Origin of the sequence: Spirosoma liriopis (assembly GCF_023196085.1) — a bacterium.
GTDB classification, from domain to species: domain Bacteria; phylum Bacteroidota; class Bacteroidia; order Cytophagales; family Spirosomataceae; genus Spirosoma; species Spirosoma oryzicola.
The window spans coordinates 470,236-496,194 of record NZ_JALPRF010000001.1; the positions used below are offsets into that span (position 1 = coordinate 470,236).

Here is a 25,959-nt window from a genome sequence, read left to right on the forward strand (position 1 = left end):
TCGCTGCGATAGCGGTTTCTCACCCATGCTCACCAAATCACCGAACGTCGGCTCGACCGAACAAACGTATTATATCATCGATTTCGACAGCACCTTTACCAAGGTAGAAGCCTTAGATGTGCTGGGCGAGATCTCGCTTATTGGTCGCCCTGACCGCGACGACGTGCTGGATCAGATCAAATCGATCACTGACCGGGGTATGTCGGGGGAAATTTCGTTCACCGAATCGCTCGAACTACGGTTGAATCTGCTGAAAGCCCACCGCGATCATCTTCCGGCGCTGATCGAGACCCTGATGGGAAAAATCTCGGACTCGTTCCAGCGAAACAAACAGTTTCTGGCCGAGAATGCCGATCAGATTTACGTCGTGTCCAATGGGTTCAAAGAGTTTATCGTTCCAATCGTCACGTCACTGGGCGTGCTGGCGGAAAACGTGTTTGCCAATACATTCGTGTTCGACGAAGCCGGTAGTATTGTTGGTTTTGACCGCGAGAATCCGCTTTCGGCAAACGGTGGTAAATCGCAGGTGATTCGCGACTTGAAACTCGACGGCGAAGTGTACGTCATTGGCGATGGGTATACCGACTACGAAATCCGGGCGGCTGGTCTGGCCAATCGGTTCTACGCGTTCACCGAAAATGTGATGCGTCCCCGCGTCGTCGAAAAGGCCGACTTTATTGCTCCTTCGCTGGACGAATTTCTGTACCATAACCATCTGAGCCGCAGCCAATCGTACCCTAAAAGCCGCATCAAGGTTTTGCTACTCGAAAACGTGCACCCGGTTGCCGTCAAACTGTTTGAACAGGAAGGATTTAACGTCGAAATCCGGAAAGGTGCGCTGGACGAAGATGAGCTCATCGAAGCGATCCGCGACGTATCGATTCTGGGTATCCGGTCCAAGACCAACGTAACACAGCGGGTACTGGAACATGCCAACAAACTGATGACGGTCGGCGCGTTCTGCATTGGTACCAACCAGATTGATCTACCCGCCTGCACCGAACGCGGTATCGCGGTTTTCAATGCGCCCTACAGCAACACCCGCTCGGTCGTTGAACTGGCGGTTGGCGAAATCATCATGCTTATTCGGAACATCGTTCCCAAGAGCAACCTGATGCACCAGGGCGTATGGGACAAATCGGCTAAGAATAGCTTCGAAGTACGGGGTAAAAAACTCGGACTGATCGGCTATGGCAACATCGGAACGCAGTTGTCGGTCGTTGCGGAAGCACTCGGTATGGAAGTATACTTCTACGATGTAGTCGATAAACTGGCGCTCGGCAATGCCCGCAAGTGCAAATCGCTGGACGAACTGCTGGCCATCGCCGACATCATTAGTTTGCATACCGACGGTCGGAAGGAAAACAAAAATCTGATTAGCTACCGCGAATTCGGGTTAATGAAAAACGGGGTTATTTTCCTCAATCTGTCGCGGGGTCACATTGTCGATATTCCGGCGCTGGTCGATGCCATTGAGCGGGGCAAGATCGGGGGGGCAGGAATTGATGTGTTCCCGTACGAACCCAAAACCAACAACGAAGAGTTTATTAATGCGCTGCGCAATCAGCCCAATGTCATCCTGACGCCACACATTGGCGGTAGTACGGAAGAAGCGCAGGAGAACATTGGCAACTTTGTGCCGGCCAAATTGCTTGAATACATTAACAACGGCAGCACCTACGGTAGTGTCAACTTCCCTGAGATTCAGTTGCCGCTGCTGAAGGAGTCGCACCGGCTGCTGCACGTTCACGCCAATGTACCCGGTATTCTGGCGCAGATGAACAATATCTTTGCGAAATACAACATCAATATTCACGGCCAATACCTCAAAACGAATGAGCAGATCGGCTATGTGATCACCGATGTAGCCAAAGAATATGCCGATGAGGTCGTTGAAGACCTCAAAAAAATCGACCAGACGATTAAGTTTAGACTTCTGTACTAGAAAGTAACCAAGCGAAAGAGTGATCAACAGACCGACACACTCTTTCGCTTGATTGCTCTTTCACTCTTTGGCTCTTTATGAAACAAACGTACTTTACGCCCGGTCCGGCTGAGCTGTATCCAACCATCTATCAGCACCTTCAAACGGCGATGGACGAGCAGCTTGGGTCAATTTCGCACCGAAGCCAGAAATTCCGGGATATCTACAAATTCACCGACGAGCAACTACGCACGTTGTTGAACGTTCCCGAAACGCACGGCATTTTTTTTACCGGCTCGGCCTCGGAAGTGTGGGAGCGCATCTTGTTCAACTGCGTTGAGCACGAGAGCTTTCACCTCGTCAACGGGTCCTTTTCGAAAAAGTTTTACGACTACGCCAACGCGCTGCACAAGTACGCTCATGTCTTTGAAAAGCCGTTCGGCGAAGGTTTCGATGCCAACGAAATTGAGGTGCCGGAATACGCCGAACTGATTTGCCTGACCCACAACGAAACCTCGTCGGGTGTGCAGACACGTACGCAGGACATTCACAAAATCAAGCGCAAATACGCCAAGAAGCTGGTCGTTGTCGATATGGTTTCGTCGGCCCCCTACCCTGATCTGGATTATAGTTTGGTCGATTCGGCGTTTTTCTCGGTCCAGAAAGCGTTTGGTATGCCAGCCGGTTTGGGCGTATGGATTGCCAGTCAAACCTGCCTTGAAAAGGCGGAGCGGTTACAGAAGTACGACAGCATGACCGTCGGGGCGCATCATACCCTGCCTACGCTCTGGAGTCATTACAAAACATTTGAAACGCCCGCTACACCAAACGTGCTGTTCATCTACCTGCTGGGAAAAATAGCCGAGGATCTCAACAAGATCGGTATTGACACCATTCGCAAACAAACCGAAGAAAAAGCCCGGATGCTGTACAAGTTCCTGGATGATTCGGCAGACTATACTCCCTTTGTTCAGCAGGAACGGCATCGGTCACAGACGGTTATCGTTGCGAATACCCAAAAACCCTCTGCCGATGTCATTTCAAACGCAAAACAGGCGGGTATGGTGGTTGGAACGGGTTACGGCAAGTTTAAGGACTCGCAAATCCGAATTGCCAACTTCCCGGCAACATCATTTGTTCAGGTAGAAGCCTTAATCAAGCAGTTATCAAAATAAGAATTTGTTTTAGTCTCTTTTCAAGGATAAGCCGTCTTCTTCATTTAAGGCGGCTTTTTCTGTTTTGTAGCGGCAAACGCTCGTCCAACAGCCGAAGCAAACCTTCTTTATCCTTTACAGTTTACTAAGTCAACGTTTCTATAAAAAATACATAAACTCAACGATGATGAAACAGCTGCTATCAACGATTACGCTTCTTGCCTGTTTTTCGCTGGCAGGATATGCCCAGAACAACGCCGACTCAACGGAACGCTCAAAACCGCTGATCGACGAACGTACCCGTCAGGAAGCTCGCCAAAAAGCGAACCAGGTAGAAGAAAAGCTAAGCGAGGAAATCGAAAAATCGCGCAACTACATGCAGGACAACCAGCTTAGCTGGTTCCAGCCGGGCAATCTTTTCCTGGGCGGTGGCATTGGGTTTGGGGCAACCAGCGGAAAAGTGTACACCGACATCAACGCTCGATTGGGCTACTTTTTCCAGCCTGGCTTCGCGGCTGGTCTACGATTCGACTATGATCGGCTCGTTGGTAACAAATACCACGCGCGTCAAGCTGGTATTTTCGCCCGGTATTATCCATTTCGTACGCGGGTCAGCAGCTTTGTTGGCGCGAGTTTAAATGGTGGCCGCGAATTCTCCGAAAATATCGCATCGGACACCAAGGCAACCTACACCAGTGTTGGCCTAGAGCTAGGCGTTATGTTCTGGATTCTGCACCGGTTGGGAGCTGAGGTAAGCTACGAAGGTAACTTTTACAACAAATTTGACCCAACATTGGGGCGTGGTAAAGGGGGTCGGCTTAAGTTCGGCGTCAATTATTACTTTGGCCAGGTGGGTAACCGGGGCCTACGCCTTGCCCGGTAAGCAAATGACATACTGACCTAAAAAGCCAATTCAAAAGAATTGGCTTTTTAGGTTTTTGGCAGCAGACGTAAGTGGTGTTGCGTATGCGTGCTTGTAAAATACAGCATTTCACGAACGGTCAGCATACCGAGCACAGGATGGGGAATAAGAAATGTATTAAGGTTGTTGTCTGACCATCCTTCGGAAGCCTCCACGAGTGATGCGTAAATGGCCGAAAACCGATCTATCATCCCTTGTTTCGTCACTTCCATATCTTCCGGGCGGGGCGACATGCTTGCGGGGGCTTTGTTGCCAAAGGTTAAAACTTTTTGGTAAGCTGCCGCGATTTCTTCATAGTGCCGGGATGGCCTGTCTGCATTACCCCATTGGTCAAAAACCTCACGCGGCCCTGCCATCAATCGAGCAACTGGTCGGGCCGACAGGTAGAGATGCTGCATTACTTCGGCAACAGACCACTTTCCATCGACTTGTTGTGTAAACTGAGCTTCAGAACGCTCGTTTGCTACATCAATAAAAGCACGACAATCGGTCATGAGCTGGTTCTGTATGTCGGTCTTGCTCCTATTTTCCATACCTACATTTCCTCTAAGATTACGGTTTATATTTATTTAACGCTTCATTAAAATAATCTTTTATTTTAATGATAAACTATTCGTTATCAGCAAGATAACACCCTATCAAATATCAGCCAAATGGATTTATAACGTCCCAAACTATGTTATAAAAGAGTAGCAGGGCTACGTTTTTCCCCTCCTGCTGTTCCATATATACTCTCGTTATGACTGGTGAACAAACCGAACAAGTGAAGCCTCAGTTGGCCAAAGAACCGCTCGTTAAATCAGCCCGTGTCTGGATGCCAAAACGGGTTGTTTTCACAGCCGATGTGTTGAAAGAGCCTTTTGGCCAAGCAATGTACGAACGAATTTCGGCCTTTGATCTACCCATCGAAGTAGCTAAGAACAACCGCATTACGGGTTTGCGTGGAGCAGACGAGCGGGAGACCTATCGTATTGCTAAAAATACGCTTGCCATTGTCAACGCACCACCGAGCGCTTTCCGTTTGCAACCCATTCCGCCGTCAGCAGACTGGCAAATGAACCTGGCGGAAGGATGCCCCGCTCATTGTCACTACTGCTATCTGGCGGGTAGTTTGGCCGGTCCACCCGTGGTTCGTGCCTATGCAAACCTGCCCAAGATGCTTGCGCATACCGCTACCTACGAAGGTACCTTTCCGCCCAACAAAAGCTGGCAGGGCCACGATCCCAACCGCCCCACCAGCTTTGAAGTTAGCTGCTACACCGACGTACTGGGTATTGAGCACCTGACGGGTAGTCTGGCCGAATGCATTCGCCATTTTGGTACGCGTGAGCAAGGTCAGTTGCGCTTCGTCTCTAAATATAATCAAGTTGATAGCTTGCTAGACTTACAGCACAACGGTCAGACACGTGCCCGGTTTAGTTTGAATACCGACTCGGTGGCCCGGCGGCTGGAAGGAGGTACGGCTTCGGTTGAGGCTCGGTTGCAGGCGATGCGAAAGCTGGCGCTTCCCCGCGAATTAGGCGGTGGCGGCTATCGGGTCGGCGTAGTTCTGGCTCCGATCATGCCCATTCCTAACTGGCGCGAGGAATATACGGCTCTACTAGAACGCATTAAAACGTATCTTGACTTCCCTTGCGACCTGACGGTTGAATTTATTACTCACCGGTTTACTCCAGGCTCCAAGGACGTGCTGATGCAATGGTATCCAAATACCTCGCTCGACATGGACGAAGCGGGCCGGGCCGAGAAGCGAAACAAGTTTGGCGGCACCAAATACGTCTATCAACCCACCGACATGAAAGACATGAAAGCGTTTTTTTATGCTGAATGGGAGAAGCGCTTTCCCAACGCACCGATGCTTTACTGGACGTAATTTTCCTGACCCCTCTCTTAGAAGAGGGGTCAGGAAACTAGCTACCACACCTTTGCCTGTTCGACTTCGGGCTTGTACAGCTTCTGTCCCGGCTTTACGTTAAACGCCCGGTAAAACGGTTCGAAATTTGTCAGCGGACCGTTGACCCGAAACTTAGCGGGCGAATGTGGATCAGTAGAGATTCCAGCCCGTTCGGTTTCGTTACGTACCTTGATGCGCCATACCTGCGCAAAGCCAAGGAAAAAGCGTTGATCGGGTGTGAAGCCGTCAATTTTATCGGTGCCCTTGCCCTGCTTAGTCAGTTTGAACGCCTGATAGGCTAGCGTGATACCGCCCAGGTCGGCCAGATTTTCGCCCAACGTCAGCCGACCGTTTAACTGTAAATTGTCAAGAACCGTGTACTTGTTATACTGGTTGACAACCGTTTGCACTTTCGTCTTGAATCGCTCGGCATCCTGTTTGGTCCACCAGTCGCGAAGGTTACCGTTCGCATCGTACTGACGGCCCTGATCGTCGAACAGGTGGGTCATTTCGTGGCCGATCACCATTCCGATACCACCGTAGTTGATGGCATCATCGGCATCTTTGTCGAAGAATGGGAACTGAAGAATTCCCGCCGGAAAAACGATTTCGTTGTTAGTCGGATTGGCGTAGGCATTCACCGTTGGTGGAGTCATACCCCATTCGGTGCGATCAACGGGTTTGTTGATTTTTGCAAACTCTTCCTTGTAATAGTGCTTCCGGGCCCGCTGCACGTTACCAAAATAATCGTCCCGCTTGATGTCGACATCCGAATAATCTTTCCACTTGTCGGGATAGCCGATTTTCTTGACGAATTTATCCAGCTTCACCAGGGCAACTTCTTTGGTTTCGGGAGCCATCCAATCGAGCTTTTCGATGCGCTCGCGGTACACCTTTTGCAAATTATCGACCAGCGTCAACATCCGCTCTTTGGCTTCTGCCGGGAAATATTTCTTAACCCATAATTGTCCCAGGGCTTCTCCCAGCGAACCGTCCGTACGGTCAGCAATGCGCTTCCAGCGTTCGGATAGCTGAGGCTGTCCATAGAGCGTTTTGCTGTTGAAATCGAAACTGGCCTGTTCAAAGGGTTTGCTCAACAAACTGGCGTTGTGGTCCAGCAGGTCAAACACAAGCCGGTCTTTCAGTACACTGATCGACGCTGTCGGTAACGTTTTGTCCAATGCCTGGTAGTAGCCAGGTTGCGCCACCAAGACCGTATCGATTTTCTCCAGACCCATCGTGTTGAGCAACGTCCGCCAGTCGAGGTTGGGCATTCGTTTGGTCAGGTCAGCAACGGCAAATTTGTTGTAATTCGCAACCGGATCGCGCAGATCGGCGGGCGCTTTGTGCGATTTGGCCAGGGCCGTTTCAAATTCCAGAATAGCGTCGGCTTTGGTGCGAGCCGAAGTCGGATCGACGCCAACCATCGTAAAAAGTTTAGCCACGTAAGCGACGAAAGCTGTCCGAATTTTCTTCGTGGCCTCGTCGGTCCGGGTGTAGTACTCTTTCTCGGGCAACGACAAACCCGCCTGACTGAAATTGATCCGATTGATCGAACTCTGCCGGTCGTCGGAACCGACGTAAAACCCAATGAACTCCCCGCCCCGATTACTTTCGTCAGCAGCTAAGTAGTTCAACACCTGCTTGTAATCGGTCAGAGCCGCAATTTTTGCCAGTTCGGCTTTTAGCGGTTCGTAGCTGAGTTTGTTAATGGTAGCCGTATCCATCCCGCTGGCGTAGAAATCGCCAACTTTCTGTTCGACACTTCCCGATTTAGCGTCAGACTTGGCGGCTTCTTCCAGAATGGATCGCGTTTTGCGCTGGTTATCTTCATAAATCTGGTAAAACGAGCCCCAGCCGGTCTGATCATCGGGAATTTTCGTTTTCTTCACCCAGGTTCCGTTGGCGTATGAGAAAAAGTCATTGCCAGGCAAAACAGTCGTATCCATTCCCGATTTGTCGAAAAAGGTGGTACGCGAAGGCACGTCGTCCTTCTCTTTTTTCTGGCAGGCTGTCAGGGCCAACGCACACAGGCCGACGACAAATACCGCATTGATTCGTGTCATAATTCGCAGTAGAGTTTCATGAAATGGGAGTCCGGTATGAACTTAAAGAGCAAGATCAAAAAACTTACTGAAACTTGGTTCGCTTTTTGATAAATGTCCGCCAACGAGGTATCACATGACAAACCACAATCTTTCCTTATCTTCGTTTATCAATTCGTCAAATTTTACTTTCACCATGAAAAAACTGCTCATTCTCAGCTTACTCGTCGGTGCATCGTTTGGTGCTTTTGCGCAGGGCGAAGCGAGTTATCACGGCAAAAAAATTACCGAAAAAGGAGCTATCCCCGCTACGCAGTTATCGGCCAAAATGAACGGCAAAGACAAGCTGGATACGAAAGTCGAAGGCACTGTCGAGTCGGTCTGCAAAATGAAAGGCTGCTGGATGAAAATTAAAACGGGCGACGGACAAACCATGCGCGTCATGTTTAAAGACTACGCCTTCTTCGTTCCGAAAGACATCGTTGGCAAAACGGTCGTTGTTGAAGGCACCGCCGAAAGTACGACTACGCCGGTTGACGAACTCCGTCACTACGCCGAGGATGCTGGTAAATCAAAGGAAGAAATCGAGAAAATCAACCAGCCCGAAAAAGCTCTAACATTTATGGCCGACGGCGTGATCGTGAAAAAATAATTGATCGCTCCAACCTTTTTTCAGGCGGACGAATCCTTGTCAAAAAACACCAGGGATTATGGTTAATTTCACAAAGGCGCTTTCTGGTTTACTCATCGTTGGAACGGCTTTTTTTGCAGCTTGTCACTCTGGTGATACAGTACCGCGTGAAAAACTTCCTGCTGACCACTTGGCTCTTCAGGCTGGAACCTCCATACAAACATCAACTGGCTTAAATATCCGGGCTGATTCGGTTCGTGTATCCATTTGCCCGCCTAACGCTGACTGTTTCGCTCCTGACAATGCTAGTGTCTTGCTACACTTGTCAAAAGCGTCTCAGAGCCAATCTGTTCGGTTATTTGCATGGATTCCTAATTATACACGCATATCTACTTATCCATCAAAGTATACGGACTCAACAAGCATCAATTTTAGTGGACAACGGTACAAGGTCATTTTACGAGATGGACGGTATAATGCTAGCTCTAGCTCAGAATCTTCGCAGGAAGTTATTGTGCAGGTTTCGCCGATTGACTAGCTCACTTTAACTAATTTCAGTAGATTAAGGGCTGCAACGATCCGTTGCGGCCTTTTTTGTACCCAACCAACAATCTTTTATGAAAAAACTATACCTACTGGCAGGATTATCCCTGCTGGCAGCTCCTCTGTTTGCCCAGCGTACACTCATTCACTGCGGAAACCTCTTCGATGGCGTCGGCAACTCGCTGCAACCTCAAATGACGGTTGTTGTTGAAGGTAACAAAATTACCGCTATTCAGAAAGGCTATACCAATCCTGCTGGTAAAGACGCCGTTGTCGATCTGAAATCAAAAACTGTCCTGCCTGGCCTGATCGACATGCACGTTCACCTCGAAAGTCAGACACGCCGGGGCGGTGCTATTGATGGCTTTACGAAGAACGTGCCGGATGTGGCTTTCCAGGCGTCAAAATACGCCAAAACAACGCTTCTTGCCGGTTTTACTACGGTGCGAGATTTAGGAGGCAGCGGTGTCAATATTTCGCTTCGCAATGCCATCAATGCTGGGCTGGTTGACGGTCCTCGTATACTGACCGTTGGCAAATCCATTGCAACAACCGGCGGTCATGCCGATCCGACGAACGGCTACCGTAAAGATCTCATGGGCGATCCGGGACCAGAAGATGGTGTGATCAACAGCGCAGCCGATGCCCGCAAAGCCGTTCGGCAACGGTACAAAGATGGCGCGGACCTCATCAAAATCACGGCAACGGGTGGGGTGTTGAGTAACGCAAAAGATGGGTCTAACCCCCAATTTACGGAGGAAGAAGTGAAAGCGGTGGTCGATGCGGCCAAAGATTACGGTTTTGCCGTGGCGGCTCACGCCCACGGGGCCGAAGGCATGAAGCGAGCCATCCGCGCGGGCGTGCAAACCATCGAGCACGGCACGTTTATGGACGACGAAGCAATTGAGCTGTTCAAAAAGCACGGTACGTACTTTGTTCCGACGATTATTGCCGGTAAAACCGTCGCCGATTCCGCCCGGATGTTTGGGTACTACCCCGCCCTCGTGACGCCGAAAGCCCTGGCAATTGGACCAAAAATTCAGGCTACGTTTGGTAAAGCTTACAAAGCGGGAGTTAAGATTGCCTTTGGAACCGATGCCGGCGTGTACATTCACGGTTACAACGCCAAGGAGTTCGAATACATGGTCGAAGCCGGTATGCCCGCCGTAGAAGCGATTAAAACAGCCCTGCTGACTAATGCCAAGCTGCTTGGCCTAGATACGCAAATTGGCTCGATTGAAACGGGCAAACTGGCCGACATCATTGCCGTTAGCGAAAATCCGTTGCAGAATATCAAAACGTTGCAGACCGTTCAGTTTGTGATGAAGGACGGAAAAATTTACAAGCAATAGTCGTTCACGCCTAGTCACCTCTGAATTGGGGTGACTATATACGCGTATCCTCTTTTAGTAACGCATTGACTCGTTCGGCTTCTTCGTGCTGAACCCAATGGGTGGCGTTTTCCAGATAAACAACACGTCCTTGATCGCAAAGATCAAGACTAAGCTGGGCCATTTCTCGCTTTAAAAATCGGTCTTTGACACCCCAGATAATCAGCGTCGGCACGGTGACCCGAATCGATTTCTGACGACTTGGTGGTTTCCGTAGAGCCGCCCGGTACCAGTTGACCATTGCCGTTAATGTACCGGGTTGCGACCAGGCCGTTTTATAGTGGCCGAGATCGTCGTTCGTAAACGTCCCCCGGCGGCTGCTTCCACGCAGGGTTCGCGCCAGAAATGAGTAATTGCGTAATCCCAGTAATTTTTCGGGCAGCCAGGGCAGTTGAAAAAATCCGATGTACCAGCTCCGTTTCAGCTGACCCAGATCACGACTGGCAAATTTTTTCATAACAACCGGGTGGGGTACGTTCAGCACAACAAGCCGCTCGACCCGCTCTGGATATACCACAGCGGTCCACCAGGCGACAGCCGCGCCCCAGTCGTGACCGACGACCCTTGCTTTTTGCCGACCTGCCGCGTCGATTAATCCAATTACATCGGCGGCTAAACTATCAATCGCGTATGAGGCAACCCCTTTCGGTTTGTCACTCAGGTTGTAGCCGCGCTGATCGGGTACCCAGACACAAAAACCGGCTGCGGCTAGTTCACTAATCTGCTGGTGCCAGCCGTACCAGAACTCGGGAAAACCATGCAGCAGAATGGCCAACGGCCCATCAACTGGACCCGCCTGAACCACGTGCAGCCGAATGCGCCCGGATTGTGTATTGTTGATGTCGACAAATGTGTGTTCCATAGAAAAACAAATGTCGTTTTTGAGTGAATGTTTTTTGTGCGTTTTGGGTGTGGTGTCAGGTTCTCAAACCTGATACCACACCCAAAACGCCACTTACTGTTAGAAACCGAAATACCGCTCGGCGTTGCGATAACAGATGTCCTGTACAATCTGCCCGATCCAATCCACATCATTCGGTAGCTCGCCGTTTTCAATATCGTTCCCGAAGATGTTGCAGAGAATGCGTCGGAAATATTCGTGTCGGCTGTACGATACAAAACTCCGCGAATCGGTCAGCATCCCGACGAAGGCACTCAACAAGCCCATGTTCGACAAGGCGTTGATCTGTTTTTCCATCCCGTCTTTCTGATCAAGGAACCACCAGCCCGAACCGAACTGTACCTTACCGCGTACCGAACCGTCGTTGAAGTTGCCGATCATGGTAGCGATCACTTCGTTGTCCGCCGGATTGAGGTTATACAGAATCGTCTTTGCCAGTTGGTTGCGATCATCCAGACCACCCAGAAAGCGCGACAAGGCAACAGCCTGCGGAAAATCGCCGATGCTATCCCAACCGGTGTCCGGACCGAGATCGCGCAACCGCCGAACGTTGTTGTTCCGGAGCGCCCCCAGGTGAAACTGCTGCGTCCAGCCTTTCTCGTGATCCCATTCGGCAAATTGAACGAGCATGAACGACTTGAACTTTAGTATATCGGTAGGGCTAAGCACCTTTAGTCCATCACTCCAGTTGAGCAATAGATTGTCGAAAATCGTTTTGATTTCGCTTTCTACGTACGGTTCGGCGTAGACAGTTTCGAGGCCGTGATCGGATAAGCGGCAGCCCATTTCGGCAAAGTAATCGTGCCGGGACTTGAGCGCATCCATGTAATCAGTTAGGGTACGAATTTCGCGGTTCGTCACCTCCCCCACTTTCTGAACATAAGCCCGAAACGCAGCCGGATCATCAACGGCCATAGCCTTGTCAGGTCGGAACGTAGGCAGGATCTTTACCTTAAAACCGTCCCTGGCAATAGCGCGGTGGTGCTCAAGTGAATCCGTCGGATCATCCGTCGTACAGACCACCCGGACATCGAAATGTTGAAGCAGCGCGCGCGTCGATAGGCTGGGCAATTGCTCATTACAGCTATCGTACACCGAACGAGCCGTAGAGGGGCTTAGAATATCGGTCAGGCCAAACGGGTTTTTAAGCTCCAGATGCGACCAATGGTATAGGGGGTTCCGCACTGTGTATGGCACGGTTTCCGCCCATTTCTCAAACTTCTCCCAATCGGATGCATTGCCCGTGCAGTACCGCTCATCGATGCCGTGGGTGCGCATAGCCCGCCATTTATAATGGTCGCCGTAGAGCCAGAGCTGCGTTATGTTCTCAAACCGTTTGTCGGCAGCAATCTGATCGGGCGGCAGATGACAGTGGTAATCAATGATTGGCATGGGCCGGGCGTACTCGTGGTAAAGCCGCCGGGCTGTCTCCGTCTGAAGCAGAAAGTCGTCGGACAAAAACGCGGGAGAAGACAAGAGTGTATTCATGGTTGGAAAAGCAAAAACCGGGTAGTTTCTCCCGGTCTCTGTATTTATTTTTTAAAAGGGTGACTCATGAACTGAAAACGATTCACCTTCGGCGTAATTGCCATTATCTACCTAGCTAGTCTTTGCAGGACAAACAACTAATTCGGGCAACAGGCTATTGATGCATTAGCCCCGTCATTAGTCCGCGTAGTTCCGCCAGTCCGCGCAATCGGCCAATAGCGGTATAGCCCGGATTGGTCCGCTTACCCGACGTCAGATCATCAAGCATCCGGTGACCATGATCGGGGCGGAACGGCATTCGAAAATCGGTTCGGCCTTCGTCTTGCCGCCGTTTTTGCTCGTTCAACAAAGCCCGCATCACGCCTGCCATCGGCACATCGCCCTCGAGGTGGTTCGCTTCCTGGAAACTACCGTCGGCATTGCGTTCGGTACTGCGCAGGTGAACAAAGTGAATCTTATCGCCCAGCCGTTCGGCCATGCCCACTAAATCGTTATCCGCCCGAACGCCGTAGGAGCCGGTGCAAAAACAGATTCCGTTCGCCGGTGAGTTGGCCGCAGCCAGGAGCGCACGGGCATCCGCTTCGGTACTGACCACGCGGGGCAACCCGAGAATCGGGTATGGCGGATCGTCGGGGTGAATGGCTAGTCGCACGCCAACCGATTGGGCTACGGGTACGATCTCCCGCAAAAAGGCATACAGATTCTGCCGTAAGTCGTGATCGCTGATGTCTTTGTACGCATCGAGCGCATCCCGGAATTGTTCTACGGTATAACTTTCTTCGGAACCGGGCAGCCCCGCAATGATTGTGCGCGTCAGGCGTTTCACCTGCGCATCCGTCATCGAATCGAGCATTGCCCGCGCCCGTTGCTTTTGGGTATCGTTGTACAGGTATTCCGCGCCCGGCCGTTTCAGAATATACAGCTCAAAAGCAGCAAATTCGGTAGCATCGAACCGTAAACCCGTCGAACCGTCGGGCATGGGATAATCGAGATCGGTCCGCGTCCAGTCGAGGACAGGCATGAAATTGTAACAAACCGTATCGATACCGGCCTGCGCTACATTCACGATTGATTCTTTGTAGTCTTCGATGTAGCGCAGGAAATCACCGGATCGCGTTTTGATCCCTTCATGAACAGGAATACTTTCGACAACCGACCAGGTCAGGCCCGCCCGTTCAATTTGTGATTTGCGGCCCTGGATTTCGTCTATCGACCAGACTTCGCCGTTTGGAATATGATGCAGGGCGGTTACAATGCCGGTAGCGCCAGCCTGTCGTACGTCGTTTAGCGATACGGGATCATTCGGTCCAAACCATCGCCAGGTTTGTTCAAGCATTTTACAATCAGTAAGTTAGTATATTAATAAGCAAGCAAGTTTGACACGTACAGACCATTTGACGGCTTGCAACTACCGACTTACTGACTAATTTTAGGTAAAAAAGCGTATTTCTATGCTTTTCTCACCAATTAGCAGTCATTTGTTTTGCAAACGCTCACAACATCCGGTCGTTTCCGCTGGCGTATCGTCGCGCTGTTGTTCCTGGCAACGACTATCAACTACATTGATCGCCAGGTGCTTTCCTTTACGATGACCGATGAGGTTTTTCGCAAAGAAATGCTCGATTTACCGCTTGACAAAGAGCTGACCAAGGAAGCCATCGACCGGTTCAAGATCCTGTACAGCGATGTGGATGCGGCTTTCAAATTTGCCTATGCCATCGGTTTTCTACTGGCGGGCTGGCTTATCGACCGGATTGGTACCAAACGCGGCTTTGCCCTGGGCATTATCGTCTGGAGCATCGCGGCTACCTTGACGACGTTTGTGCAAACGATGACCGGTCTGCGGTGGACAAGGGGTATTTTGGGGCTGGGTGAATCGGCTAATTTCCCGTCGTCGGTCAAAACCATATCGGAATGGTTTCCCCGGCGCGAGCGCTCGTTTGCCAATGGACTTTTCAACGCCGGAACAAACGTCGGCATCATCCTGACGGCTCTCGCCATTCCTTCCCTGATTCTACGCTTTGGTTGGCGAAGTTCCTTTTTTGTAACGGGTTTACTCGGTTTCGGCCTGCTTATACTCTGGTGGTTTACCTACAGCAAACCCGAACGGAACCCAAAGCTCTCCCCCGCCGAACTAGCTTACATCCGGAGCGACGAGGAACGTCGTGTGCCCGTAAAACCCTCCTGGGGGCAATTGTTGAGCTACAAACAAACATGGGCCTTTGCTATTGGTAAGTTCCTGGCCGATCCGATCTGGTGGTTTTACATGACGTGGCTTCCCGATTTTTTCAACTCAAATGACGCGCTTGATCAGAAGCTCGACCTGAAAAGCTTCGGCGTTCCTTTCCTGATCATTTACCTGGTTTCCGATGCCGGGAGCATTTTCTTTGGCTGGCTGAGCACCCAGTTTATGAGCCTGGGCTGGTCGGCCAACCGCGCCCGCAAGACCACCATGCTTATCTGCGCCTTGTGCGTTGTACCCATATTTTTTGCGGCTCAAACCAACAGTCTGACCATCGCTATCGCCCTCATTTCGCTCGCTACGGCTGCGCACCAGGGTTGGGCGGCCAACATGTACACCTTTGCCTCCGACCTGTTTCCGAGAAATGTTGTGGCCTCAGTAACGGGTATCGGCGGTATGTTCGGGGCGGTGGGCGGTATCCTGCTCGCGCTGCTGTCCGGACGTATTATTACAGCATTCGGGTATTTGCCCATGTTCATCGTTGCCAGTTGCAGCTACCTGACCGCTTTGCTGCTCATTCACCTGGTCCTGCCCAAACTGGAACCGGTCAAAGCCGAAGAATTGGAAAACCGGGGAAAATGGAGCTTGTTAAGTGCCAAATAAATACTACACATTTCTCAACGGATGCCCGTAACTTGCACATTCTAATCTACCCTTCTTACCATTCATGAAAGTCATCACTTTCGGCGAAGTTATGCTCCGGCTTAGTCCACCGGGTGTTGAGCGTTTTGTACAAACCGATTCATTGACCATGCACTTTGGCGGGACCGAAGCCAATGTGGCCGTCTCCTTGGCGCAGTTAGGACTCGAAACCGCCCACGTCACTCGTTTTCCCGATCATGCTTTAGGTCGGTCGGCGGCTGGCTACTTACGTCAGTACGGCGTAGGAACGCAGCATATTCGTTCCGGTGATGGTCGACTTGGGTTGTATTTTCTGGAAACGGGTGCGGGAAGCCGGGCCAGCCAGATTATCTACGACCGTGTCGATTCGGCGTTTTCGCGCATCACGCCCAACGATATTGACTGGGAGGTTGTCCTGAGTGGTGCCGACTGGTTTCACTGGACCGGGATTACGCCCGCACTCTCGCAGGGCGCTGCGGATTGTTTGCTGGCTGGTATTCAGACTGCGAACCGGCTCGGCGTTCCGGTTTCGGGTGATATCGTTTACCGCAGTAATCTCTGGCAATACGGTCGTACTCCGCAGGAAATTATGCCTGCTTTAACCGAAGGCTGTACGCTTGTTTTGGGTAACAAAGCGCTTTTTTCGGAACTGTACGGCGTGGTAGGCAGCACGTTTATTGAAGCAGGACGGGCTATGATGAAACGTTTTCCAACCCTGAAGTACATTACGGATACCAAACGCAATTCCCTGAGTGCATCGCACAATGAACTGTCGGCCAAGCTGTTCGACGGCAACACCGTTCATAAATCAAGAGTGTACAGCATTCAGCCTATTGTGGATCGGATTGGCACAGGTGACGCCTACATGGCCGGACTGATTTACGGTTTGCTTACTTTCAACGATCCACAGCGAGCGGTTGAGTTCGGCGCAGCGGCTTCGGCCTTGAAGCATACGATTCCCGGCGATGTGAATCTGGCCACCGTCAGCGAAATTGAAACGCTGGAAGCGGGTGACAGTTCCGGAAAACTGCGACGCTAAAACCCGCTTGTGCTTTGTAGAATTTAGTGGCCGACCGTCGAGCAATGACCGTCCGCCCAAAACGATAAACTTCAGAAAAATGGCCCGCATTCCCCGATTAACGCTTTATCAGACCATCCGTCAGACCCCGCTTGTCCCCGTCTTTTACCATCCCGATGATGAAGTCTGTCTGGGTGTCGTGTCAGCCTGTTACCGGGCGGGTGTTCGGGCATTCGAATTCACCAACCGGGGCGATTTTGCTCACGAACGTTTTGCGAACCTGAGCCGTATTTGTGCCCGCGAGTTTCCTAGTCTGGCACTTGGTGCCGGTACCGTACTGGACGCGCCAACGGCTGCGCTTTATCTGCAACTCGGTGCTGACTTCATTGTCGGTCCAACTTTCAGTGAAGAAGTTGCCCGGCTGTGCAACCGTCGAAAAGTGGCTTACATGCCCGGTTGCGCAACATTAACCGAAATTACTACCGCTCACGAATGGGGCGTTGAAGTGGTCAAGATCTTTCCGGGAGAGGTGTTGGGACCTCAATTTATTCGGAGCCTAAGCGGGCCGCTGCCGTTTGCCAGTGCGATGGTAACGGGTGGCGTTGAACCCAACCGGGAAAGCCTATCCAAGTGGTTCGGCGCGGGTGTTGTCGCCGTTGGGATGGGTTCACAGCTTTTCCCAAAAGATGTACTGGCAAACCGTGCGTTTGATAAAATAGAGGCTACAGTTAGCGATGTACTGCGTATTATTGCTGAATTGTGAAGTATCAACCCGACGTTTTCATCTTTACGCAATAGTTAACGAACTTCTTAGATGATTGCAGAACAGCCTGCCACCCACCCACCCATGTCAAAACTCAACCGTTCGACGCATCCCGCTCCTGTTTTTCCGGAAAAGGTCTTACAGTTCGGTACAGGCGTCCTATTGCGTGGCCTGCCCGATTATTTAGTGCAAAAAGCCAATGCTGAAGGTCGATTCAACGGCTCGATTGTCGTCGTTAAATCAACCGATAGTCAAACCAGCGAATTTTCGGATCAGGATAATCTGTACACCGTGGCCGTTCGGGGTGTTCAGCAAGGTGAAAACGTAGCCGAAACAACGATTGTGTCGGCGATCAGCCGGGTGATGGCGGCTCAGACCCAGTGGAATGAGATTTTGATGCTGGCTCGAAACCCAAAGTTGCAGATCATCATTTCCAATACCACCGAGGTAGGCTTAAACTATACCGAAGAAAGTATCTTCCAGCATCCTCCCCAATCGTTTCCGGCGAAGCTGACGGCCTTTCTGTACGAGCGATTCCGTAGCGTAGGCGGCTCGAAAGCAAAAGGTCTGGTAGTTATTCCGACGGAGCTGGTCACCGACAATGGCTTGATCCTCCGCGAAGCCGTGGAGAAACTGGCTCAATTCAACGAGTTGGGCAAGCTGTTTACGAAGTGGCTTAAGTTTCACGTTCGCTTTTGTAACTCGCTGGTTGACCGCATTGTCACGCGCCCAACCGACGAAGCTAAACAGGAACTTCAACAGGAGCTTGGCTATGAAGACGACCTGCTGACGTTTACGGAACCGTATCACCTGTGGGCTATCGAAGGCGACGACCGCGTCCGGGAAACGCTAAGCTTCGTGGACGGAAGTACGCCACAAGTAATTATTGACGAGGATATTAATTTTTACAAAGAGCGTAAGTTACGGGTACTGAACGGTACACACACGCTCACCATGCCACTGGGCTACCTGCTTGGTTTGGAAACGGTAGCGGATGAGATGAAGCACCCGGCAATGAGCAAATTTGTCGAGTCGTTGATGCTCAAAGAGATCGTGCCGACCGTCCCTGACTACGGCGTTCCGGGTATGGACAAAGCCGATGTTGCCCAGTTCGCCCACGATGTACTGGATCGGTTCCGCAATCCGTACCTCGATCACCTGCTACTGAACATTTCGCTTCAGGAAACGGCAAAGATGCAGGCTCGGAACGTAGCGACCATTCAACGGTACTACGAACAGTTCAATGCGGTGCCCAAATTTGTCGCGTTGGGTTTCGCGGCTTACCTGCGTTTTATGAAGGCCGTACGGCAGGAAGAAGGCCAGTTCTTTGGCGAGATTGCCGTCGGTGGTGGGGTACTCAACTACCCGATCCGCGACGAACGCGCTGGTTATTACTACGGCGACTGGCAGACCGTCAAGGAAAATGATTCCGCAACCGTCTTTTCGTTTGTCAAAAGCGTACTGTCCGACAAATCGCTCTGGCAGGCCGATCTAACAACGTTGCCGGGCTTCACCGAAGCGGTGGCTGACTACCTGAACGAGATTCTCGAATCGGGTGCCGAAGCGGTGCTCAACAAAGCCGTATCGGAATAATTTTTTCGTACAGCCAGCGTCAGGTTGGTCAACCCGATGCTGGCTGTACACTACCTAATTGGCAAGTAGCGATAGCAATAACTCCGGTTCGTTGGTAGTGATGAAATCAGCGTGCCGCTCCAAAAACCACGTCAACGTTTCCCGATCATTCACGGTCCAGACGTTAACTGTAAGGTGACGCTTTTGCGCGTCGGCTATCCAGTCTTCGTTTTTCTTTAGTACACTGAAGTGGTAATCTAAGCCAAATAGATTGTCGGCAGCCAGTTGCTCCGGTGATTTATCGCCGTACAGGTAAGCAACCCGTGCATCCGGATTAAGCGCTTTCACTTTTTTACAAACGTCATAATCGAAAGCGATGTAATCGACCCAAGCCTGCGCTTTTAATCGGTTTACGGTTTGCAGGACCCGCTCCGTCAACGCCATCGACCGTTCTTTCCCCATTGTCGATGTTTTTATTTCCAGAATCAGCCGGGTACGGTTTTGTTTCATGCCTTCGGTCAGATAGGCTTCCAGCGTGGGCAGGGGCTCTCCGTTGCTGAGTTTGATTTTAGCCAGCTCTAAAGAAGGCGTTTTCTCGATAGCAAGCCCTTGAATGGTCGCGTCGTGATTGACGAACAACACCGAATCGGCGGACATGTGCACGTCGAACTCGCTACCCATGCAGCCTAGCCGAATCGCATTTTGTAGCGCCGTAATCGAGTTTTCGCTAGTCTTGGCTTGTTTCCAAGCTCCCCGGTGTGCAACTACCTGATTGCGGATAAATTCATCTTTCACAATCCGAAACGTATCGCGCACGCTACCGGAAGCCGTCTGTCCTTCAACGATAAGATCGTACCAGGGCGTGGCCGTTTTCGCGGCTTTCGGCGAAATAGCCAGTTGATTGCTTTTGTTCAGGGTGAATAAACCCGCATTGGGCCCCCGCAGGCTTAAACGACTTACCGGACCAGTAGCCCGAAGCGTCCCTACCGCCGTTTGTGTAGGCGAATACGTATAATTGGAGAGCGATAAGGTTTGCTGAGCGTTGGCAGCCAAGTGACTTAAGCAGCTAGTGAGCAGTAAATTGAGTACAGTAATTCGAAAATTGACCATGACCGGGCACTGATTAGTAAGCGTATTGGTAAGAAAAGAGAAGCAAGGTAGCCTTCATACTCCAAACTCAGTTGAAACTAAGATTATCATTACCCGGTACTAGACAACATAGCCATAATGCGAACAGAAACTTACCGGGCGATGCGACTCTGTCTTCGGCAACGACAGCTTACCCATCAATCGTCTGAATAGACAACTATTCAGCTTGCAATATACTTTTTGCCAGATAAATTTGCACCCGCCCCTTAACTCATCTATCGAATGCCAGATCAGATTCTTGTCATTGGAAGTTCAAACACCGACATGGTCGTAAAGGCCGAAAAACTACCCGCGCCGGGCGAAACCGTTATGGGGGGTACATTTTTAATGAATCCCGGTGGCAAGGGGGCCAATCAGGCCGTAGCGGCCGCCCGACTGGTTGAGGCTTCCAAGGGAGGTTCGGTAACGTTTGTTGCGAAAGTAGGCAACGACATTTTTGGCAAACAGGCCCTTGACGGATTCGAGCGGGAAGGCATCAACACAACCTATGTACAAACCGATAGTGATCATCCGTCAGGGGTAGCCCTGATCAACGTCGATGCATCCGGCGAAAACAGCATTACGGTAGCTCCGGGCGCGAATGCCAATCTGCTCCCGGAAGAAACCGAAGCCGCCTTGCAGTCGGCAGAACCCGGCGCGCTGGTATTACTTCAGCTGGAAATTCCGCTGCCGACTGTCGAATACGTCGTTCGCAGAGCGGCTGAGCGAGGTTTGCGCGTCATTCTGAATCCGGCCCCCGCCCAGACGCTGCCACCTGATCTATTTCCGCATTTGTTCCTGATTACGCCCAACGAAACCGAAGCCGAACTGCTAACGGGTGTTCGGGTAGTTGATCTTGCCACCGCCGAAAAAGCAGCGCAAAAGCTCCACGAAATGGGCGTTTCCAACGTGGTTATTACCCTCGGCTCAAAAGGAGCTTACCTAACTACCAACAGCCAGTCCGGCCAGCTCGTCGAAACGCCCGTTGTCAAAGCAATCGATACAACCGCTGCGGGAGATTGCTTCAACGGAGCGTTAACGGTAGCCTTATCCGAAGGAAAAACGCTGGCGGACGCTGTAACATTTGCCTGCCGGGCGGCTTCCGTATCGGTTACACGCATGGGCGCTCAGGCATCGGCCCCGTACCGACACGAACTGGAACCACTACTGAGCAAGTAGTAACGACGTTATCCAGCTTGCTGACTGTAATCGTAGACAACGCATAGTCTTTTATCCCTCACCTTTCTTTATGAAAAAGTTACTGTTATCGGGTATCCTGCTCGCTTCATTATCGGGCGCTGTACCGCCGGTTAAGAAATCGAAAACCCCTCCTAAATCGGTAACGATGGCTAAAACGGCCATTCAGGATAAGATCAAAGGCGGTTGGGCCGGGCAACTGATTGGCTGCTCATTTGGCGGACCGACCGAGTTTCAGTACAACGGCACGATGATCAACGACTATCAGCCCATTCCGTGGTACGACGGCTACATCAAGCACACAATGCTGAACAATCCGGGCCTTTACGACGACATTTACATGGATCTGACGTTCGTGGATGTGTTTGAACAGAAAGGTCTTGATGCGCCGGTTGATGAACATGCGAAAGCGTATGCCAACGCGGGCTACATGCTCTGGCACGCGAATCAGGCGGGGCGATACAATCTGCTGAATGGTCTTAAAGCACCCGAGTCGGGTCACTGGCTGAACAACCCCCACGCCGACGATATTGATTTTCAGATCGAAGCGGATTTTTCGGGTTTAATGGCTCCCGGAATGCCCAATTCCGCCGTTCAGATTGGCGATCCCATCGGACACATTATGAACTACGGCGACGGCTGGTACGGGGGCGCGTTTGTCGGGGCTATGTATTCGCTGGCGTTTGTTTCCAACGACGTCAATTACGTTGTCAAAGAAGCGTTGAAGACCATTCCGGCGCAAAGTACCTTTTATCAGTGCATTGCCGATGTCATCAAATGGCATGAGCAGTACCCAACTGACTGGAAACGCAACTGGTTTGAAATTCAGAAAAAATGGTCGGATGAAACCGGTTGCCCCGAAGGTGTGTTTCACGCCCTTGACATTGACGCAAAAATCAATGCCGCTTACATCGTTCTGGGTTTACTCTACGGCGGGGGCGACTTCACCAAAACGATGGAAATCAGCACCCGCGCTGGTCAGGACTCGGATTGCAATCCATCCTCGGCGGGGGGTATTTTGGGAACGATGCTCGGCTATGACAAAATTCCGGGGTACTGGAAACAAGGCTTGCGGGAAGCCGAAGATATTGATTTCAAATACACAACCCTATCGCTCAACGATGTTTACGCGCTAAGCCTGAAACACGCGCTCCAGGTTGTTGAACGGAACGGCGGTAAAATCAACGGCGATCAGGTAACAATTGCGGTCCAGACGCCCAAAACTGTTCGACTCGAACAGGCGTTTACGGGTCATTATCCGGTGCGGGTTACGCCCATTCGTAAAAGCCTGGAGAACGAATACACGACTGAATTTGACGGCATCGGTTTTGTCATTCGGGGCGAGGCAAAACCAAAAAATCGAAGCAACTGGGGCTACGAAAGCACATTTGCCTTTAATGCCGAACTTTACGTTGACGACAAAAAGATTGAAACCGCTAAACTGCCCGTTAATTTTATCCATCGTCGCTATGATCTGTTTTGGAAGTATCAGCTCCCCAAAGGCAAACATACGGTGCGGGTTAAGTTGCTGAATCCAGATGCCGAACACGTGGTTTCTATGACGGACCTGCTCGTTTACAGCGATCAGCCCGTTAAGTCGAAATTATAGCAATACAGGATTAGCGTATAATCGGGTATGCAGGGCGAGCAGGGCTCCCGTAGATGCAGCCGTTTTTGGTTTTGTTGTGTATGAAGCGCTGTCTACTCTTTCTGGTCGTAGCTCTGCTGCCTATCTTTTCAGGCTGGGCACAGCCCAACCCACCAACGTTGTACCCAAACCCGGAAGCAGCTCTGCAACTTTACCGCAGTAACCTGACCCGACTACGCCAGGAACATCTCAACCACCGCAGTCTGCCCGACTTATCGTTTTTTCTGTTCGGCATGGGCGACCGGGCCAAGTACATTTACCGGGCCGGGCGATTGATCGACGCCTTAACCGGGCACATCGAGGAGCAATGGACGGTCAAAAGTGAGCTGATTGTTCCGTCCGAATACCTGGTTCATCTGACCCTGGACGACAACAGCACCGTTCAAATCCGGGAAGACGAAACGGGAGTCTGGTTGATTCAGGCAGCGGCAACCAATAGCAATAAACTACCTAAAGTCAGACGCATACGCAATACGAAACGAACGGTAAACCTACCACGTTTTGCTAGCAACACGTTCGGACCAGTCCTGCGGGTATTACACCACGACCTGTTGATTAACCTAATAGCGGGCTCCGACGGTGTTAGCCGACCCGTATCAAACGTCATGGTTTACACAAAACCTTCGTACGGTAATGCTGCTCTTATGGGTATGGTTCTGAAAAAAACAGACAACCTACGGCTTATCCGCGACTGGATCTTATCGATACGCGATCCGTTCGATTGGAATAAACCAGGAGTCGCCGAGGTCGATAATGTGGGTCAGGTGTTGTTTTTAGTATCGCTGGTTTCGGACCGCAATCACCCGGTTGTGCAAATGGCTCTGGACTCGGTCAACCGGTTTCGAAAAGACAAGTACATCCTTGGCAAAACCGATAACGAGGACCATCCGGTTTTCCAGACCAAGTGGCTGAAGTACGGGCTGAAATCGTTGGGACTACCCGATCCATATATCATTCCGAAGCAGTATGACAGCTATTCGGCGCTGTTCTGGTGGGATTTTACCAAGGAGCACGTTGCAGGACCGAAGTTCGACGAAGAAGTCAGTGCGACTAAACCGTATCTGGTTTGGGCTGAAGATCATTTCTACCACGAAAAACGCGGTATGCTGGGTACCGTCGACTATCCCCTCAGCTGGGAACAAAAAGCCAGCGATGCCCATTACCCCGCTTTGACCGTGCTTGACAAAGAGTTGGTGAAGCAAAAGCTGGCTTTTCCTCATGCCCGCCACGCAGCCGAGATGTTTTTACTGCTCAGTGATCAGTAGCCGGCCATTCTAGTCCCAGAAAATGATACCCGTTCGGGTTATCCAGGCGTGGGTTGTCGATTCGTACTTGTCGATCTTATCACCACCGCCCTGCCGACGCGGATCATTCTCGGCCTGCATCCAGGTATCCAGCCGCTGCTGCAATCCTTTCTTGATTACCGCGTATTTTGGATTGCTGGTCTGATTACGCATATTGTACGGATCGTCTTTGAGAATATACAATTCATCGGCGGGGCGCTTCTCGAATCCTAGCGCAAACAGTGCCTTAACCGCTGGCTCATTGCGATGATCCATCATGTACACTTTCGTCGGACCACCGTCCACATCACCGAATACGGAAGGCGTTCCCGGAATCGTTTCGTCGCCCGCAGGCATTCGGTCGGGTCGGAAGTTTCGAATGTACAGATACTCTTTCGTCCGGATGGCGCGCATCGGATACCCGGCTCCGTAGTCAAATTCGGCCCGGCACAAACAATGCCGCTCCCGTTCCAGAAACACCTCCGACCGATGAACCGCTTGCTGACCGTTCAATACGGGCAGCAAACTCATTCCATCCAGTTCGGGCCGCTGCTGAACGCCCGCCCAATCCAGAAACGTTGGCATTAAATCAAGCAGATTAACAAACGAGTCATTGCGTTTCGGCTGACTCCCGTTTTTGTCGAAGCGGCTGATGAGCAGCGGAACGCGCGTGCCGTAGTCGTACAGATTGGCTTTGGCGTGCGGAAAAGGCATGCCATTGTCCGACGCGACGACAATCATCGTGTTTTCCAGCTGACCCGAGCTTTCCAGTTTTTTGAGTAAGTCACCAATTTCCCGGTCAAACCGCTCTACTTCGCCCAGGTAATCGGCCACATCCCCTCTCACTTCCGGCACATCCGGCAAAAACTTGGGCAGGTTAATTTTTTGAGGATCGATACCCACTTTCTGGCCGCTTCCCTGATCGAAAGGGCGGTGCGGGTCGTTGGTGCCGAACCAGAAAAAGAACGGCTTTCCTTTGGGTAGCTTGTCTATAAACGTCTCAAATACTGCCGAATCGCCAGCGGGATTTTGGGTATAGCCCATCTTTCGAAAATCGCCGGGAGACCAGCCTTTACGGTCGTACGCCACAGCGTAGCCCGCTTTGTCCAACAACTGAACGTAGGTGGGTATGCTGTGATCGAGCCGTCCACACAGATTAACGCCTTCACCCAGGTTGTGCGGATACCGTCCGGTCAGCATAGCCGCCCGCGAGGGGGTGCAGGATGGCGAAGCGCAGTAAGCGTTGGTAAAAACGGTTCCGTGCTGAGCCAGCCGGTTCAGATTAGGGGTTCGAATCGACTTGTCGCCGTAGATACTAGCATACGGATAACTCCAGTCATCGGCCAGAATAAACAGGATGTTAGGTCTTGGTTTCTCTTTCTGGAATGAAAAGAGGCCAAGAGCGGCAATCAAAATCACCCCAATCAGAGCGGCCAGGTATTTCATCAGCTTTCTATAGTTTGCCGCAAATTAGCACGAACCCCTGGCTCCTGAAAGCTTCCCTACGGTAACCTCGTTGTTGGTCTAAGTGCCGATTCGTGAAAACACCATATGGAAATGAGCAGTTAAGTTAGAGAAGCCCCCAGATTCTATT

The 25,959-nt window shown here is 51.2% G+C and carries 20 protein-coding genes; 13 read left to right on the plus strand and 7 right to left on the minus strand.

Annotated elements, in window-relative coordinates:
- Window positions 1-25: 25 nt before the first annotated feature.
- From serA to M0L20_RS02015, 3 genes are all read left to right on the plus strand, one after another.
- Window positions 26-1,945: a phosphoglycerate dehydrogenase gene (gene serA, locus M0L20_RS02005; protein WP_248475388.1), complete on the plus strand. Its 1,920-nt coding sequence runs from the start codon at window positions 26-28 to the stop codon at window positions 1,943-1,945.
- A gap of 77 nt (window positions 1,946-2,022) precedes the next feature.
- Entirely contained in the window at window positions 2,023-3,099 is a 1,077-nt protein-coding gene (locus M0L20_RS02010) for an aminotransferase class V-fold PLP-dependent enzyme (protein WP_248475389.1), read from the plus strand.
- A 163-nt stretch (window positions 3,100-3,262) separates the two neighbouring features.
- Window positions 3,263-3,961 carry a porin family protein gene (locus M0L20_RS02015; protein ID WP_248475390.1) on the plus strand — a complete coding sequence of 233 codons (699 nt, stop codon included), beginning with the start codon at window positions 3,263-3,265 and terminating at the stop codon, window positions 3,959-3,961.
- A gap of 47 nt (window positions 3,962-4,008) precedes the next feature.
- Here the strand turns inward: M0L20_RS02015 and M0L20_RS02020 are convergent, their stop codons facing one another.
- Window positions 4,009-4,494 (minus strand): DinB family protein, encoded by a 486-nt coding sequence (locus M0L20_RS02020; RefSeq protein ID WP_248475391.1) that lies wholly within the window; start codon window positions 4,492-4,494, stop codon window positions 4,009-4,011.
- Between the two features lie 245 nt (window positions 4,495-4,739).
- Between M0L20_RS02020 and M0L20_RS02025 the strand changes: the two genes are divergently transcribed.
- Window positions 4,740-5,873, plus strand: a complete 1,134-nt coding sequence (locus M0L20_RS02025; protein WP_248475392.1) for a spore photoproduct lyase family protein — start codon at window positions 4,740-4,742, stop codon at window positions 5,871-5,873.
- Between the two features lie 41 nt (window positions 5,874-5,914).
- On the opposite strand, the gene M0L20_RS02030 is transcribed toward M0L20_RS02025, so the two are convergent.
- Complete coding sequence (locus tag M0L20_RS02030; RefSeq protein WP_248475393.1) at window positions 5,915-7,960, minus strand: M13 family metallopeptidase; 2,046 nt, start codon at window positions 7,958-7,960, stop codon at window positions 5,915-5,917.
- A 175-nt stretch (window positions 7,961-8,135) separates the two neighbouring features.
- Between M0L20_RS02030 and M0L20_RS02035 the strand changes: the two genes are divergently transcribed.
- The gene (locus M0L20_RS02035; RefSeq protein WP_232559157.1) at window positions 8,136-8,591 is read left to right on the plus strand and encodes a DUF4920 domain-containing protein; all 456 of its coding nucleotides are present in this window, start codon (window positions 8,136-8,138) and stop codon (window positions 8,589-8,591) included.
- 596 nt (window positions 8,592-9,187) lie between these two features.
- Window positions 9,188-10,465: an amidohydrolase family protein gene (locus tag M0L20_RS02040; RefSeq protein WP_248475394.1), complete on the plus strand. Its 1,278-nt coding sequence runs from the start codon at window positions 9,188-9,190 to the stop codon at window positions 10,463-10,465.
- Between the two features lie 34 nt (window positions 10,466-10,499).
- Here the strand turns inward: M0L20_RS02040 and M0L20_RS02045 are convergent, their stop codons facing one another.
- From M0L20_RS02045 to uxuA, 3 genes are all read right to left on the minus strand, one after another.
- Complete coding sequence (locus M0L20_RS02045) at window positions 10,500-11,366, minus strand: alpha/beta fold hydrolase (RefSeq protein WP_248475395.1); 867 nt, start codon at window positions 11,364-11,366, stop codon at window positions 10,500-10,502.
- Between the two features lie 99 nt (window positions 11,367-11,465).
- Window positions 11,466-12,893 carry a glucuronate isomerase gene (gene uxaC, locus M0L20_RS02050; protein WP_248475396.1) on the minus strand — a complete coding sequence of 476 codons (1,428 nt, stop codon included), beginning with the start codon at window positions 12,891-12,893 and terminating at the stop codon, window positions 11,466-11,468.
- A 154-nt stretch (window positions 12,894-13,047) separates the two neighbouring features.
- Entirely contained in the window at window positions 13,048-14,229 is a 1,182-nt protein-coding gene (uxuA, locus tag M0L20_RS02055) for a mannonate dehydratase (RefSeq protein WP_248475397.1), read from the minus strand.
- Between the two features lie 147 nt (window positions 14,230-14,376).
- On the opposite strand from uxuA, the gene M0L20_RS02060 reads away from it, so the two are divergent.
- The 4 genes from M0L20_RS02060 (at window position 14,377) to M0L20_RS02075 (ending at window position 19,130) form a co-directional block, all read left to right on the plus strand.
- Complete coding sequence (locus M0L20_RS02060; RefSeq protein WP_232559162.1) at window positions 14,377-15,738, plus strand: MFS transporter; 1,362 nt, start codon at window positions 14,377-14,379, stop codon at window positions 15,736-15,738.
- Window positions 15,739-15,802: 64 nt separating this feature from the next.
- Window positions 15,803-16,795 carry a sugar kinase gene (locus M0L20_RS02065; protein WP_248475398.1) on the plus strand — a complete coding sequence of 331 codons (993 nt, stop codon included), beginning with the start codon at window positions 15,803-15,805 and terminating at the stop codon, window positions 16,793-16,795.
- Window positions 16,796-16,874: 79 nt separating this feature from the next.
- Entirely contained in the window at window positions 16,875-17,537 is a 663-nt protein-coding gene (locus tag M0L20_RS02070) for a bifunctional 4-hydroxy-2-oxoglutarate aldolase/2-dehydro-3-deoxy-phosphogluconate aldolase (protein WP_248475399.1), read from the plus strand.
- A gap of 84 nt (window positions 17,538-17,621) precedes the next feature.
- On the plus strand, window positions 17,622-19,130 hold the full coding sequence (locus M0L20_RS02075) for a tagaturonate reductase (RefSeq protein WP_248475400.1): 1,509 nt from the start codon (window positions 17,622-17,624) through the stop codon (window positions 19,128-19,130).
- A 54-nt stretch (window positions 19,131-19,184) separates the two neighbouring features.
- On the opposite strand, the gene M0L20_RS02080 is transcribed toward M0L20_RS02075, so the two are convergent.
- The gene (locus tag M0L20_RS02080; protein WP_248475401.1) at window positions 19,185-20,219 is read right to left on the minus strand and encodes a glycerophosphodiester phosphodiesterase; all 1,035 of its coding nucleotides are present in this window, start codon (window positions 20,217-20,219) and stop codon (window positions 19,185-19,187) included.
- A 261-nt stretch (window positions 20,220-20,480) separates the two neighbouring features.
- Here M0L20_RS02080 and rbsK point away from each other — a divergent pair, with 261 nt between their 5' ends.
- The 3 genes from rbsK (at window position 20,481) to M0L20_RS02095 (ending at window position 24,347) form a co-directional block, all read left to right on the plus strand.
- Window positions 20,481-21,416, plus strand: coding sequence for a ribokinase (gene rbsK / locus M0L20_RS02085; protein WP_248475402.1), 936 nt, complete (start codon window positions 20,481-20,483; stop codon window positions 21,414-21,416).
- 70 nt (window positions 21,417-21,486) lie between these two features.
- The gene (locus M0L20_RS02090; RefSeq protein ID WP_248475403.1) at window positions 21,487-23,043 is read left to right on the plus strand and encodes an ADP-ribosylglycohydrolase family protein; all 1,557 of its coding nucleotides are present in this window, start codon (window positions 21,487-21,489) and stop codon (window positions 23,041-23,043) included.
- A gap of 80 nt (window positions 23,044-23,123) precedes the next feature.
- A complete protein-coding gene (locus M0L20_RS02095) occupies window positions 23,124-24,347 on the plus strand; it encodes a hypothetical protein (protein ID WP_248475404.1) in 1,224 nt (407 codons plus the stop codon).
- A 9-nt stretch (window positions 24,348-24,356) separates the two neighbouring features.
- On the opposite strand, the gene M0L20_RS02100 is transcribed toward M0L20_RS02095, so the two are convergent.
- The gene (locus tag M0L20_RS02100; RefSeq protein ID WP_248475405.1) at window positions 24,357-25,811 is read right to left on the minus strand and encodes a sulfatase family protein; all 1,455 of its coding nucleotides are present in this window, start codon (window positions 25,809-25,811) and stop codon (window positions 24,357-24,359) included.
- Between the last annotated feature and the right edge of the window lie 148 nt (window positions 25,812-25,959).

Excerpts from the sequence above, each read along its gene's own strand:
- serA (WP_248475388.1), top strand. The coding sequence starts at position 26 with ATGCTCACCAAATCACCGAACGTCGGCTCGACCGAACAAACGTATTAT.
- M0L20_RS02010 (WP_248475389.1), top strand. The coding sequence starts at position 2,023 with ATGAAACAAACGTACTTTACGCCCGGTCCGGCTGAGCTGTATCCAACC.
- M0L20_RS02015 (WP_248475390.1), top strand. The coding sequence starts at position 3,263 with ATGATGAAACAGCTGCTATCAACGATTACGCTTCTTGCCTGTTTTTCG.
- M0L20_RS02020 (WP_248475391.1), bottom strand. The coding sequence starts at position 4,494 with ATGACCGATTGTCGTGCTTTTATTGATGTAGCAAACGAGCGTTCTGAA.
- M0L20_RS02025 (WP_248475392.1), top strand. The coding sequence starts at position 4,740 with ATGACTGGTGAACAAACCGAACAAGTGAAGCCTCAGTTGGCCAAAGAA.
- M0L20_RS02030 (WP_248475393.1), bottom strand. The coding sequence starts at position 7,960 with ATGACACGAATCAATGCGGTATTTGTCGTCGGCCTGTGTGCGTTGGCC.
- M0L20_RS02035 (WP_232559157.1), top strand. The coding sequence starts at position 8,136 with ATGAAAAAACTGCTCATTCTCAGCTTACTCGTCGGTGCATCGTTTGGT.
- M0L20_RS02040 (WP_248475394.1), top strand. The coding sequence starts at position 9,188 with ATGAAAAAACTATACCTACTGGCAGGATTATCCCTGCTGGCAGCTCCT.
- M0L20_RS02045 (WP_248475395.1), bottom strand. The coding sequence starts at position 11,366 with ATGGAACACACATTTGTCGACATCAACAATACACAATCCGGGCGCATT.
- uxaC (WP_248475396.1), bottom strand. The coding sequence starts at position 12,893 with ATGAATACACTCTTGTCTTCTCCCGCGTTTTTGTCCGACGACTTTCTG.
- uxuA (WP_248475397.1), bottom strand. The coding sequence starts at position 14,229 with ATGCTTGAACAAACCTGGCGATGGTTTGGACCGAATGATCCCGTATCG.
- M0L20_RS02065 (WP_248475398.1), top strand. The coding sequence starts at position 15,803 with ATGAAAGTCATCACTTTCGGCGAAGTTATGCTCCGGCTTAGTCCACCG.
- M0L20_RS02070 (WP_248475399.1), top strand. The coding sequence starts at position 16,875 with ATGGCCCGCATTCCCCGATTAACGCTTTATCAGACCATCCGTCAGACC.
- M0L20_RS02075 (WP_248475400.1), top strand. The coding sequence starts at position 17,622 with ATGTCAAAACTCAACCGTTCGACGCATCCCGCTCCTGTTTTTCCGGAA.
- M0L20_RS02080 (WP_248475401.1), bottom strand. The coding sequence starts at position 20,219 with ATGGTCAATTTTCGAATTACTGTACTCAATTTACTGCTCACTAGCTGC.
- rbsK (WP_248475402.1), top strand. The coding sequence starts at position 20,481 with ATGCCAGATCAGATTCTTGTCATTGGAAGTTCAAACACCGACATGGTC.
- M0L20_RS02090 (WP_248475403.1), top strand. The coding sequence starts at position 21,487 with ATGAAAAAGTTACTGTTATCGGGTATCCTGCTCGCTTCATTATCGGGC.
- M0L20_RS02095 (WP_248475404.1), top strand. The coding sequence starts at position 23,124 with ATGAAGCGCTGTCTACTCTTTCTGGTCGTAGCTCTGCTGCCTATCTTT.
- M0L20_RS02100 (WP_248475405.1), bottom strand. The coding sequence starts at position 25,811 with ATGAAATACCTGGCCGCTCTGATTGGGGTGATTTTGATTGCCGCTCTT.